Consider the following 12,175-nt stretch of genomic DNA (forward strand, 5'->3'; position numbering starts at 1 on the left):
GTTTTTAAAGCCTTGTCAAAACTGTAATGGTTTACTAAAAACGGACACCCCGATAGCTTGATAAAATGTTTTTCCCCCACATCACAAGCCTAACAAAAGCTTCCCTTTAACCTTCCCCTCATTTCCCGCTTCACGGCTAAGATTAATCTGCTTGACGCTGATGCCTTGGCTGCTATTGAGCGCGACCAGCCAATCTATTAACGGGTCAAACGGACATTGTTCCAGCGATAAAGCCACGCTGTCCTGGCCTTCGGGTTGCAAGCGTTTGATCGCGGGTTTGATGCCGGCTTGTTCGCTGCCGCTGTCGATGATGCCTAACAAAGATTGGTCAGGACTGGCTGGCGCGTTGGTGGCGGTTTCACGAAGTTGCACCACTTCACCGCTGATGCTTTGCAAAAAGCTGTGCAGGCGTTGCTGGTTGTCGATGGCGGTGTCCAGTTGTTGTTGGGCTTCGAGTAGGGGCTGGTAAGTGTAGGCATAAAGGCCGCTCACTAACAACACCGCGCTGCCGCCGAACAATAGCACACGCTCACGGACATTGAGTTTTTCTAGCCAATGGTTCATGGTTTGCCCCCGCTGATTTCGATACGCGCGCTAACGCCAGTTTCATTGGGTTCTGCCGAGAGCATTTTTACGCCTAGCCCGTATGTGTTTTGCAGGCTTTGTTTGAATTGATCCAGTTGTGCGACATCGCTGGCGGTGAGTTGTAGGTTGAGGGTGTTGTTGGCAAACTCCACCGCTTGCAGTTGCAGGCTAGGATTTTGCGTGAGCAGTTCGCCAGCCTGATAAAACAAACGCAAAAACACACTGCCGCCGTTGTGGTTTTGTTTGCGCAAGGCAATCAGTTCCTGTTCGGCTTGGGTTTTGATGTTGACGATGCGTTTGAGGTTGGGGAAGGTTTGTTTGAACAAGTCCTTGTCCGCAGTTTCCAGAGTTTGTAATTCTGCTTCACTTTGCCAATACTTATTCAGCACGATGCCGTATTGCAAACCGATGGCGATCAACAATAACGCGGCGGCGGGCAGCCAGTGTTGCCAGTGGAAATTGTGGGCGTTGCTGGCGCGGTAGTGCTCGGTGAGCAGGTTTAACACGGGTTTGTTTGGCAGGTTTTCCGCCAACATCAGCAAGGGTTCGTCAATCCGTTCGATAGTGGTTTGCACACCGTCAGGCCAGGGTGAGGTGAAAGGCTGGCCGCTCCAGATTTTTAACTTCGGTGGTAACTGCTTGTTAATGAAATCTTTGTCGATGCTTTTTTCTATAAACAACGGCAAAAAATCACGGTCGCTACCTCCGCCTTGCCATTGTCCAAAACGCACGGTGGCTAGCTCGCCCGTCAACAATACCGATATTTCGCCGTCTTGATAAGGCAGTAACAGTGTTTCGGCATAAACAGCTTCCAGTTTGATGTCTGCGTCGTAACAGGGTTGGAGCAGGTTTTGCAGGCGTTCGTGGGCGATGGCGGCAACGGCGACTAGGCCATCCGGCAATTTGTTCCAGACCAGATGGTAAGTTTCCACTTCATTGGCAAGCCAGTCTTCAATCGCGTAGGGCAGGGCTTTGGCGATTTGGCGGTGGGCGACGGGCAATTCCACGGTGAACAGCAACACATCGGTGGCGGGCAATAGCAAAATGACGCTGGTGTTGCTTGCGGCGGTTGCCAAATCGTGCAAATTGCCGCGCTGCACTATGTCGATTGTGGACAAGTTTGTCCATTCATATTGTGTTTCGTGGTTGGTCAATCTGGCGAGTAAGGTCTCAGCCATGTTCGGGGCTCCTGCGTTGTCGCTTGATCACGGTGACTTCACCGTTGTCTGTGCGTTTAAGTTGGCTGTCAAAAATTAACAGGATTTTGCCGATTTGGACACGGCTGGACAAGGCAAAATAATGGCTGCCGACGTTGAGTCCCTGTGTGCCTATGCCCAACGGGGCGACGGTTTCGTGATTGATAAATTCTTCGATGCTGGCAAAAGGTCTTTGTTTGATCGCCTGTGCCAAACTGCTGGCGTCTTTGTCAGGGAAGCCCTCCGCAAGACTGCGTAAAACCAGCGGATCGGCGGTGTTGATGTTGATTGGCGTATACTGGTCGGCGACAAAAATGTAAGGTTTTAGGCGTTGATAATCGGTGCGGCTGATGCCTTTTATCAATAACAATTCGCTGGCATCGGCGAACAGCCGGTTGCCACTGCGGTAAGGCGTGGCTGTACGCAGATAAGTTTCATCTTCCGCACCGTTAGGGTAACGGATTTCGCTATCGGTATCCAACCAATCCAGGATCGCATCAATGCTGGCGGGATTGATTTTCAGCGAGCTGTACAAACGTCGCAGGCGGTCAACGTCCAAGCCGCTGGGTTCGCCATCGACCAGCAAATTATTTAGGTTGAACCGTCCTTGCAAATCCTCAAGTGCCGCCGTCATGCCGCCGCCTGGCATGGCGGTTTCTGGCAAAACCCGCGCCCAGCTTTCTTCGTAGCTGTCGCTTTTGTTGTCACGCCTGTCTTTGCTCAAGATGCTGCCCGCCCAGCTTTCCAAACCATAAACCGTGTCCATGCCTTGCGCCGAGCGTAATAAGTTTTCGGTGCGGCGTATATCCAATTGGCGGCTGCTCGACATCGCCACCAACGCGATGCTGGCGATGGCGAGGATGAACAGGACTGTTAGTAAGGCCATGCCGCGTTGGGGTTTGGCGGTTTTTGTATTTTTTGTAGGTCGGGTTGGCGATAGCGTAACCCGACGGCATCTGAGCGGCACACCGCTACGCTGTCGGGTTACGCTATCGCTAACCCGACCTACATTTATAGATGAATAAAATGAAATAGGCACGGCTGTTAGCTATGGATAAAAAACAAACGCTTAATTTCGCCCAATCCCTGCACGCTAAATGTCATTTCCACTGCTTTAGGCGTTTCATCCGCCGACCAAAATGTTGTCCAGTCATCTTTAAAAAATCGCATTTGTAAATTTTCCAACGCCAGCAATTTGCGCCGCCGAGCTTCGCTTTGCTGGGTGCGGTCAAGTGTTGTCCATGCGTAACGGTATAACACACCTTGTTCCAATCGGTAGCTGATGCGTTGCAATTGGCTGCCGGATTGATATTCAGACCAGGCTGGGATGCTACGGGTCAGTGTCATTATTTCGCCATCCATGCCGCCGTGCATCGCCATTTCTGCTGTGCCGTAATCGTCGCGCACCGGGCGGGCGACGCTGCGGGCCAAATCTTCGTTGAGCAAATACAAGGCCATTTGCAATTCAGATAATTGCGCCGATTTAATGCTGGTTTGGGCGCGGGCATCGAGCAGGATTTTCAGCCCTGAATAGGCCATCACCGACATGATCGCGAACACCGCCATTGCAATCAGCAATTCCAGTAGGGTGAAGCCTTTGTGTTTGGAGTAAAAAAACATGTTTTTTTACTCCACTTTCGGTTTGACGGGAATGGCAATTAAGCTGGTCATCGTGATGTAAGGTTCTTTATCGCCTTCCAAAAACACGTTGACGGTGTATTGCCACAGCCCCAAGGCGTTGCTAGTGACTGGGCGTTGCACTTGCCAATACCATTTACGTCCCGCCATCGTCTCCCAGCCGTCTTGTTGTTCCGGCAGTTCTTCCGACAAGCGCAGTTGGGTGATGTGGTTGCTGGCGATAATTCCCGCCAAGGTCTTGTTTTCCACATGCCACAGGTTACGGCTGTTATCGGAGGTGATTTTAATCAGGCTAATCATGATGATAGCCAGCACCGCCAAGGCAATCAGGATTTCCAGCAGGGTGAAGCCCTGGGCTTTAGACGCTGCCATCAAGGTTGTGCCGTGCTGTGGGCGGTCATGATCAGGCCGTCTTTGGCGGTGTTGCTCACGGTAAAGGTTTCTTCGCTGTCTTGTAGGTTTAGCGTGATTTGGAACAAACCCATGTCGCCATCGGGTGTGAAAACGATTTGCGGATCAGGTTTGCTCGTGCCTGCCGTGGTTTCAATCAAGGCCAAGGGTTGTTTGTCGAGCATCAATGATAAGGCCAGTTGCGCGGGCAACGTCCGTTCCCGAAAAATCGCATCCTCAGTTTCCGTGCGCCATTCGCCATCGGCCAAGTTTAAAAAACGGTAGCCATGACGGTTACATTCCAAGGCCATAGGCATTCCGCGTACCATCGCTTCTTGGGTTGCCAGATTAAATAAGGCTACGATGCGTTCGGCCTCTTGGCGTTGCTGGTCGCGCTGCGTGCCGGAGCGCATAGACAGTGTCACCAAACTGCCCATAATGCCGATGATGACGATGACGATCAGCAATTCCAGCAATGTGAAGCCTTTAGCAGATTTGTTATCCATACGCATCAAGCTAAGGAATTTTTCCACGAAAGACACGAAAGACACGAAAGACACGAAAATGTATCTGGTCTTTTTCGTGTTTTTTCGTGATTTTCGTGGACAACTATCATGGCTTTCTCCTTAGCATGATGCGTATGGGTTACAAACCCCGTCCTGCCCAATTGCCGATGCGCTGGCAAGTTTATTTTTGTTCCCAATTGGTGATGTCCGCACCCGCATCCGTGCCGCCTTCAACACCGTCCGCACCCAGCGAGTACAGATCAAACTCGCCGTGCGCGCCGGGTTGCAGATACAGATACGGCTTGTTCCACGGATCAACCGGCAAGCTTTGTAGATAACCGCCTTTTTTCCAATTCGCGCCCGCCGCCAAGCCGTTGGGTTTGGTCACTAACGCTTCCAGACCTTGTTCAGTGGTCGGGTAGCTGTAATTGTCGAGGCGGTACAAATCCAAGGCGGCAGTGACGGCGCGGATGTCCTGCTTGGCTTTGGTGGCACGGGCTTCATCAGGTCGGCCCATAATTTTCGGCACGATGATGGAGGCCAAAATGCCTAAGATGACGACGACGATCATGACTTCTATTAAGGTGAAGCCGGAGAGGTTTTTTCTGTTCATGGTGGTTTCCTAGTGAATGAATTCATCGTTCCAACTATGAGCGTCACTGCCAGTAAGTTAGGGATTTATTTTTATTTTCAATAAGTTATTCTGCTGGTTACCAATCTCTGGCTTGGTAACCCAAGTCAGAAGCTCTAGCTGCGTGAATAATAGGAAGCTAGAGCTTCCTAAACTGCATTCCAAAGCCGGAGCTTGGGAACTAGCGCAAATTGGGTTGCATAAAGATTCGACTCAACTATGCCATTCTAAATTATGCGGGATTATCCCTTCTCAGCTTTTTTGAGTAGCGCAATGGCTTTCCAACTTAGAAAAATGATTGAAATTCTAGCTGCTTCTCCAGCACCTTTGGTACAAGAAGCTTCGAAAGCCTTTTTTTGTATGTCTTCCCGATCGAATTTCAAGCTACTAAGCTCTTTGATTGATACTTCGTAGTCATGTATATGAGCATAGTTGTTCCTTATTTTATTGATGGCTTTGAATGCAGAATAATGTTTTTCATCAAATAGTGCCATTGCATAAGCTAAATCGAGCTTAAGTTCAAAAGTTCTTCTCGAACGAAAAAAAGCATTAGGTTTCTTTAAATTATTAGAGATCAAAGTTTCTAGAACTTTTTCAATAAAAATGTGCCCTTTTAGAATAGGTGACATTTCATCTTGATCAAAAACCAAACGTTCCATCGCATGTTGATCAAGCTCATCAAAAGACAATTCATTAAAATTCAAACTTTACTCCGAAAGGTTCATTTGGAACAACTAACGCCCAACTAGAGCTTGGGCACAAGCGTAAACATGATAATTTGGTCACCGAATCAACTGATTCATCTCAAAAATCGGCAACAAGATCGCCAGCACTATCGTCAGCACCACCAGGCCCATAAACAAAATCAACGCCGGTTCAAACAAGCCCATCGTCAGTTCGGTCAGGGCTTCCATTTCCCGTTCCTGGTCGTCGGCGGCGTTCGCCAACATGCGCGGCAATTGCCCACTGGCTTCGCCGCTGGCGATCAAGTGGATGGTCACGGGCGGGAAGAAGCCGCATTTTTCCAGGGCTTTATTCAGGCTTTGACCTTCGCGTACACGCAGGGCGGTGTTTTCAACGGCTTTTTCCATTGCGTTGTTCGCCAGCACTTGGCTGGAGATTTTCAAGGCTTCCAGCAATTCCACGCCGCTATTGGTCAAAATCGCCAAAGTGCGGGTGAAGCGGGCGGTGTTGATGCCTTTGGTGAAGCGCGAAATCACCGGCGCGGTGAGCAGAAAGCGGTGGAAAGCCAAGCGCGGTTTGGGATTGCGCAGGATGGCTTTGCTGATGGCCGATGCTGTGGCGATGCCAATTAAAAGATATAAACCGTAAGCCTTAAAAAAATCGCTGCAAGCAATCAAGCCCATGGTCAGCGCGGGCAGTTTTTGATCCATTTTGTCGAAAACGCTAGTAATTTCCGGCACGACATAGGTCAGCAAACCGATCACCACCAAAATCGACACGCCCGTGAGCATGACCGGATAAATCATCGCCATTTGCAATTTGCTGTGGATTTGGCCTTTGTCGCTGAGGTAATCGGCAAGCCGTTCCAGCACTTGGTCGAGTTTGCCGGACGATTCGCCCGCCGCGACGGTGGCGCGGTACAGCGGCGAGAAGGTGCTGGGGAAAGCGTTGCAAGCTTGCGCGAAACTTTGGCCTTCGAGGATTCGCGTCCTAATCCCTAACAAAATCCGCCGCGTCCCTGCCGATTCCAATTGTTTGGCGATAATGCCCAAAGCTTCGTCTATCGCCAAACCGGAGCGCAACAAGGCCGACAATTGCCGCGTGATGTGCGCCATTTGCCGCAAGCTGATGCGTGGGGCGAAGAAACTGCTCTGGGTTTTATGTTCTTTTTTCTGGACCTCGTGCAGTTCCAGCAAGGTCAAACCTTGGCTACGCAGTTGTTGCCGCGCTAGTTTGACCGTGTCGCTCTCGAACACGCCTTTCTGGGTTTGGCCTTTGGCGTTGACGGCTTGGTATTCGAAGGCTGGCATGGTTAGATGTTATTTAATGGTGTTGGGATTTGTCCACGAAAGAGCGCGTAGGGCGCATTAGCGATAGCGTAATGCGCCGGATGATTGAAATCCAACATGCGGTGCAATACGGCTATCGCCTATTGCACCCTACGGATTGCGCCTTACCGCGTTTTTCGTGGACAATAAAAGATCATTCCTTCTGCGTAATCCGTATCGCCTCATCCAAGCTGGTCTCACCCGCCAACACTTTCGCCAACGCGCTTTGTTGGATGCTGCGTGATGCTAATCTGGCGTGTTGTTCCAGCGCGTAGGGCGCATTAGCGATAGCGTAATGCGCCGGATGATTGAAATCCAACATGCGGTGCAATACGGCTATCGCCTATTGCACCCTACAGATTGCGCCTTACCGCGTTTTTCGTGTTTTTCGTGGACAATTTTTAAAATCATTCCTTCTGCGTAATCCGTATCGCCTCATCCAAGCTCGTCTCACCCGCCAACACTTTCGCAAACGCGCTTTGCTGGATGCTTCGAGATGACAATCTGGCGTGTTGTTCCAATTCCTGTTCGCCGACATGTTCGTTAATCATATTCCGCATGGTTGAATCAATGGCGATCAATTCAAATATCCCGGCTCGGCCTTTGAAGCCGCTGTGTTTGCATTTGTCACAACCGACGGGTTGATAAATTTCAATCCATTCACTTGTACCCCTGAGGTTATCCGATTGTGCCGGATAACCCAAACCGGACAAATCTTGTGCGGGTACACGCTCGATTTTTTTGCAGGCCGGGCAAAGCTTGCGTAATAGCCGTTGGGCGATCACGCCGACCAAGCTGGAAGCCAATAAAAACGGTTCCACGCCCATGTCGCGCAAACGGGTGATTGCGCCGACGGCGGTGTTGGTGTGCAAGGTCGATAACACCAAATGTCCGGTCAAACTGGCTTGCACGGAAATTTCGGCGGTTTCTTTGTCGCGGATTTCGCCGACCATCACAATGTCGGGGTCTTGGCGCAAGATGGCGCGTAAGCCTTTGGCGAAGGTCATTTCGACTTTGTTGTTGACTTGGGTTTGCCCGATGCCGTCCAGATAAAATTCAATCGGGTCTTCGACGGTTAGAATATTACGGGTGCGCTCGTTGAGCTGGTTGAGCACCGCGTACAGGCTGGTGGTTTTACCGGAACCTGTGGGGCCGGTCACTAAAATAATGCCGTGCGGGCGGCTGATCATTTGCTGGATGCTGGCGAGTTCGTCCGGGTTCATGCCCAATTGTTTCAGGCTGAGTTGGTTGGCCTGTTTGTCCAGCAAACGTAACACCACGCGTTCGCCATAGCCGGAGGGCAGGGTGGAGACACGCACGTCAACCGTGCGTCCGCCGACAATCAAGGAAATCCGTCCATCCTGAGGCAAGCGTTTTTCGGCGATGTCCAGCTTTGCCATGACTTTCAAACGCGAAATCACCATAGACGCGAATTCCCGTTGCGGCTCGATAATCTCGCGCAAGATACCATCGACACGGAAACGCACGACCATGCGTTTTTCGTAGGACTCGATATGGATGTCGGAGGCGTTTTCTTTGATGGCTTCGGTGAGCAGGGCGTTGATCAGGCGGATGATCGGCGCTTCGTCCTCGCTTTCCATCAAATCTTCGGGCGTGGGCAAATGTTGCGCCATGTCGGCAAGGTCGAGGTTGTCGCTTAAGTTTTCGACCATTTGCTGGGCGTGCCCGGCTTTTTGTTCGTAAGCGGTTTGCAGTTTTTGCTCGAACTCGGCTTCGCTGATTTTGGCAAAGCTTGCGGGCTGGTTTAAGAATCGGCGGATTTCAAACAAGGCGAGGCTGGGGGTTTTTTCCAGATACAGCACACTCAAATTAGCGGCGTTTTGTTGCACGAGGATGCCGTGCCGTTTGGCGAAACTGTACGCAGGGAGCTTCAAGCCTTCTTCAAAAGAGGAAATGCCGCTGTCTGATAAAGATTCTTGTCTTGGCGTATCGGAAATCATTTTCTAAATGACGGTGCAATATAAGGTCTTACCTGGTTTGGCGCGAGCTTGGGCAGAACCGGGCCATGTTCTTGGGGCATCAGGAATACGCCGTTTTTACCGACTTGTTGTTCACGGATACGAATATCGTTGTATTTGCCACTCGATAATTGTAGGGCGGTATCTTGATCACGCAATATTTTTGTGCGGATGAACACCATCAGGTTTTTCTTTTTGACGGCAGTGTTGTTGTATTGGAACAAACGTCCCAGATAAGGGATGTCGCCCAACAACGGCACTTTGGTGATGGTGTCTTCGACATCGTCTTGCATCAAGCCGCCGAGGATGAGGATTTTGCTGTCATCGACCAACACGGAAGTGTCAATTTCACGTTTGTTGATCGTGACCCCGTTGTCTGAATTGGCTGTGGTGGTGTCGACGCTGGACACTTCCTGTTTTACTTTTAATTTAATCGCATTGCCTTCGTTGATCTGCGGCGTGACAATGAGCTTGATACCGACATCTTGGCGTTGCAGGGTCGTGAACGGGTTGCTGGAGCCGCTGGTGTTGGTGGTGAAACTGCCGGTTTTGATGCCGATGTTTTGCCCGACCAAGATATTGGCTTCTTCATTGTCCAGCGTGACCAAAGACGGTGTGGACAGGATGTTGACATTGTTGTCTTCGGCAAAAGCCGAGAGTAAGGCGTTTAATTCGCCGCCAACAAAATAACCGACACTCAGGCCCTTGCCAGCGTTGGTAATAAAATCACTGAGGGTGGTTGTGGTATTGCCGGAGGTGTTGACATTGCCTACGACACCGTTCTGTTTGCCTGTATTCCAGTCAACCCCGATTCTTTGGTCTTTGTTGTAATTAATTTCGGCGATGATCGCTTCGATATGGACTTGGGCACGGCGTATATCCAGTTGTTGGATGACGGCTTTCAATGAGCGCATTTTTTCCGTATCCGCCGTGATGACCAAGGCATTCGTTGCTTCGTCGGCACGGACATCGAAATCTTTTTGGGTGGAGCTTTCCGTTTTTGCGGCATTGATGTCGCCTGTCGATTTTTGTTTGGCTCCCGTCAAGGTTTCCACCAAGTCTTTCGCGAGCGCGTAATGTAGATAAATCACTTCGGTGTCGCCGGTGTCGGCGACCGGATGGTCAAGGTCATCCAACAAAGCCCGCACTTGCGCCCGTGATGCCGGATCACCGCTGATTAACACGCTGTTGGTGCGCTCATCTGCCACTAGCGCGGGCAGGAATGCGCTAGTTTTACCCGCATTTTTGCTGGAGATCAGTGTCGTCAGGGTTTTTACGGCATCGGCGGCATCGGCTTGGTCGAGTTTTATGACATCAATTTTCAGATTGCCCTGCCGGTCTATCTGTTCGATCATCTGTGCAAGGCGGTTCACATTCCCGGCGGTGTCTGAAAGGATAATGACATTGCTGTCAGGGAACGCCGACATGAACGCATGTTGCGGCATCAGCGGCAACAGGATTTGTTCCAATTGCACGGCATCGACATGATGGACTTGGATGACTTTGGTCAGCAAATCATCAGCTCCTGCGATTTTGCTTGGCTGGTTAAGTTCCTGTTTGGCATTGACATTCTGGACGATTTTGACAATATTGCCGTCCGCCACGGCGGCAAAACCATGCACTTTTAAAATCGACAGGAAAATTTCGTAGATTTGCGAAGCCCGCATCGGTTTAGCCGTAACGACGGTGACTTTGCCGGCGACATGCGGGTCAACGATAAAATTTTTGCCGGTAATGTCCGCCACCGTATCAATCATGACGCGCATGTCCACTTCATTCAGGTTCAACGTGAATTCATCTTTTTCCGCCTTGGCAAAACTGCAAGTCAGTATGAACAATAGGGCAATCAATAAACGGAACGGCATAAGTGGAAGAGGATTAGGGATTATGGGTGCTGTGAAAAGAGTCCATTCAGCTTGGTCATTCAGTCGGGGCGGGGGCGGGTCCGGCAGCTTCTTGTGAAAATTCGTATTTGCTTAACGGCAAGGTGGTTTGCTGATTGTTGATAAGCAAGGTGATCTTTTCATTATCAATGGCTTGTAAAATACCCCCATTGGGCAGTTGATCGTTAATCCGATAAGCCTTTTGTGTTTGGTCCGAAGTTTCAATAATAGCATGGGCCTGATGCTGGGAGCCCAGAAAAAACACGCCGCGTAGCTTTATATCTGTAGGTGGGGAAGTGCTGGTTCCGTCATTTGTATCGACTATTGTCGGCGATAGTCCGAGTAAGTGCCAACTGCCAAGTTGTGTGAAATCGACCGGGCCAGTTGGATTTGCGACAGGACTTTCTGAATTAAGCGTGGAGGGAATGGTTGCAGTGCTTGAATAGAATAGCGCGTTAATTACCATTGCCGACAAGATGAATAGGGTGAAGGTTGCCGCTAACAATGGCAAAAAATATTGACGGTTAAATACGGTTATAATTGAAATGATGTGAATAATCCCGGTCAGTTGTTGCTAAGATAATGATGCGCTTTGGCTACATGCTTATTTCAATTGTCTAGTTTGGCAGATTTTTTGTTCGGTAGGATAAAATCATCAAACACTGTCTTTTTTTCAACTGATAACAATTGATATTTTTCCGTCAAATAATCTTTGAGCCAAGTTTCGACGTCAGATTGGTTTTTTGAGGAATCATCCAGTTTCATCAGCCGCTGTCTTAGCAGATGTTGGGGCATCAATAGTAACTCGATGTCGCACATCGCTACGTACTTGTCGGGATTGAGATTATTGCCGTTAATGATTTTTTCAAGCTGGTGCCGCTTAAGGCCTAAGGTGTGGTTAATTTCCGCACGGATTTCCAGCATGGCGGGCAATAAATCACTGCCGGTATAAGAGTCATCAAAAAGGCAACTGAACCTATTGAGTAGATAGTTTATCGCAAAACGATAAATATCGGATTCCCTGACAAATAGGCGCGAAGCAATGGCTTGCACTGCGGCCCTATCACTATCGACCAGCCGTAGCGAAATGATTTGTTTTAATTCGTTCAAGATGCAACTCCCTGGGAGCTGTTGGTGATCTGAGAGTGTGGGTGGTTCATCAACCAAGGATAAGATAAAAGATTAATGTTACAGAAATACTACGAAGGTTAAGAATGCGTTATTTGAACTACAAATGTAATACATTACTTGTAATTTTAATAAAGTTGTAACCATCTGGGCATATTAACTATGAAAAAATACCATCCAGTTGAAGTAAAGCTATGAGCTTTGCGGGTTCTGTCCAATGCAAGCCC

14 protein-coding genes are annotated in these 12,175 nt (G+C 49.6%); all 14 read right to left on the bottom strand.

Annotation, left to right across the window (positions count from 1 at the left end; translation table 11 throughout):
• Window positions 1-81: 81 nt before the first annotated feature.
• The 14 genes from PHH59_RS01720 to PHH59_RS01785 all read right to left on the bottom strand — a co-directional run bounded on the left by PHH59_RS01720 (window position 82) and on the right by PHH59_RS01785 (window position 11,930).
• Complete coding sequence (locus tag PHH59_RS01720) at window positions 82-564, bottom strand: type II secretion system protein M (RefSeq protein ID WP_300010243.1); 483 nt, start codon at window positions 562-564, stop codon at window positions 82-84.
• A complete protein-coding gene (gspL, locus tag PHH59_RS01725; RefSeq protein ID WP_300010246.1) occupies window positions 561-1,763 on the bottom strand; it encodes a type II secretion system protein GspL in 1,203 nt (400 codons plus the stop codon). Before gspL ends, PHH59_RS01720 begins: the two co-directional genes overlap by 4 nt.
• Window positions 1,756-2,820 carry a type II secretion system minor pseudopilin GspK gene (gene gspK, locus PHH59_RS01730; RefSeq protein WP_300010249.1) on the bottom strand — a complete coding sequence of 355 codons (1,065 nt, stop codon included), beginning with the start codon at window positions 2,818-2,820 and terminating at the stop codon, window positions 1,756-1,758. Before gspK ends, gspL begins: the two co-directional genes overlap by 8 nt.
• A 5-nt stretch (window positions 2,821-2,825) precedes the next feature.
• Complete coding sequence (gene gspJ, locus PHH59_RS01735) at window positions 2,826-3,401, bottom strand: type II secretion system minor pseudopilin GspJ (protein ID WP_300010252.1); 576 nt, start codon at window positions 3,399-3,401, stop codon at window positions 2,826-2,828.
• Window positions 3,402-3,407: 6 nt separating this feature from the next.
• The gene (gene gspI, locus PHH59_RS01740; RefSeq protein ID WP_300010255.1) at window positions 3,408-3,791 is read right to left on the bottom strand and encodes a type II secretion system minor pseudopilin GspI; all 384 of its coding nucleotides are present in this window, start codon (window positions 3,789-3,791) and stop codon (window positions 3,408-3,410) included.
• Window positions 3,791-4,315, bottom strand: a complete 525-nt coding sequence (gspH, locus tag PHH59_RS01745; protein ID WP_300010258.1) for a type II secretion system minor pseudopilin GspH — start codon at window positions 4,313-4,315, stop codon at window positions 3,791-3,793. The genes gspI and gspH overlap by 1 nt, the downstream gene beginning before the upstream one ends.
• A 181-nt stretch (window positions 4,316-4,496) precedes the next feature.
• Window positions 4,497-4,928 (bottom strand): type II secretion system major pseudopilin GspG, encoded by a 432-nt coding sequence (gene gspG, locus PHH59_RS01750; RefSeq protein ID WP_300010261.1) that lies wholly within the window; start codon window positions 4,926-4,928, stop codon window positions 4,497-4,499.
• 260 nt (window positions 4,929-5,188) lie between these two features.
• Window positions 5,189-5,650: a hypothetical protein gene (locus PHH59_RS01755; RefSeq protein WP_300010264.1), complete on the bottom strand. Its 462-nt coding sequence runs from the start codon at window positions 5,648-5,650 to the stop codon at window positions 5,189-5,191.
• 78 nt (window positions 5,651-5,728) lie between these two features.
• Window positions 5,729-6,940, bottom strand: coding sequence for a type II secretion system inner membrane protein GspF (gspF, locus tag PHH59_RS01760; protein WP_300010267.1), 1,212 nt, complete (start codon window positions 6,938-6,940; stop codon window positions 5,729-5,731).
• Window positions 6,941-7,112: 172 nt separating this feature from the next.
• Complete coding sequence (locus PHH59_RS01765) at window positions 7,113-7,280, bottom strand: hypothetical protein (protein WP_300010270.1); 168 nt, start codon at window positions 7,278-7,280, stop codon at window positions 7,113-7,115.
• A gap of 85 nt (window positions 7,281-7,365) precedes the next feature.
• On the bottom strand, window positions 7,366-8,919 hold the full coding sequence (gene gspE / locus PHH59_RS01770; protein ID WP_300010273.1) for a type II secretion system ATPase GspE: 1,554 nt from the start codon (window positions 8,917-8,919) through the stop codon (window positions 7,366-7,368).
• Window positions 8,916-10,802, bottom strand: coding sequence for a type II secretion system secretin GspD (gene gspD / locus PHH59_RS01775; protein ID WP_300010276.1), 1,887 nt, complete (start codon window positions 10,800-10,802; stop codon window positions 8,916-8,918). Before gspD ends, gspE begins: the two co-directional genes overlap by 4 nt.
• Before the next feature lie 55 nt (window positions 10,803-10,857).
• Window positions 10,858-11,331, bottom strand: coding sequence for a type II secretion system protein N (locus tag PHH59_RS01780; RefSeq protein ID WP_300010279.1), 474 nt, complete (start codon window positions 11,329-11,331; stop codon window positions 10,858-10,860).
• 98 nt (window positions 11,332-11,429) lie between these two features.
• Window positions 11,430-11,930, bottom strand: coding sequence for a hypothetical protein (locus PHH59_RS01785; RefSeq protein ID WP_300010282.1), 501 nt, complete (start codon window positions 11,928-11,930; stop codon window positions 11,430-11,432).
• Between the last annotated feature and the right edge of the window lie 245 nt (window positions 11,931-12,175).

Origin of the sequence: Methylovulum sp., from assembly GCF_028687615.1 — a bacterium.
Lineage (GTDB): Bacteria > Pseudomonadota > Gammaproteobacteria > Methylococcales > Methylomonadaceae > Methylovulum.

Excerpts from the sequence above, each read along its gene's own strand:
- PHH59_RS01720 (WP_300010243.1), bottom strand. The coding sequence starts at position 564 with ATGAACCATTGGCTAGAAAAACTCAATGTCCGTGAGCGTGTGCTATTG.
- gspL (WP_300010246.1), bottom strand. The coding sequence starts at position 1,763 with ATGGCTGAGACCTTACTCGCCAGATTGACCAACCACGAAACACAATAT.
- gspJ (WP_300010252.1), bottom strand. The coding sequence starts at position 3,401 with ATGTTTTTTTACTCCAAACACAAAGGCTTCACCCTACTGGAATTGCTG.
- gspI (WP_300010255.1), bottom strand. The coding sequence starts at position 3,791 with ATGGCAGCGTCTAAAGCCCAGGGCTTCACCCTGCTGGAAATCCTGATT.
- gspH (WP_300010258.1), bottom strand. The coding sequence starts at position 4,315 with ATGGATAACAAATCTGCTAAAGGCTTCACATTGCTGGAATTGCTGATC.
- gspG (WP_300010261.1), bottom strand. The coding sequence starts at position 4,928 with ATGAACAGAAAAAACCTCTCCGGCTTCACCTTAATAGAAGTCATGATC.
- gspF (WP_300010267.1), bottom strand. The coding sequence starts at position 6,940 with ATGCCAGCCTTCGAATACCAAGCCGTCAACGCCAAAGGCCAAACCCAG.
- PHH59_RS01765 (WP_300010270.1), bottom strand. The coding sequence starts at position 7,280 with ATGTTGGATTTCAATCATCCGGCGCATTACGCTATCGCTAATGCGCCC.
- gspE (WP_300010273.1), bottom strand. The coding sequence starts at position 8,919 with ATGATTTCCGATACGCCAAGACAAGAATCTTTATCAGACAGCGGCATT.
- gspD (WP_300010276.1), bottom strand. The coding sequence starts at position 10,802 with ATGCCGTTCCGTTTATTGATTGCCCTATTGTTCATACTGACTTGCAGT.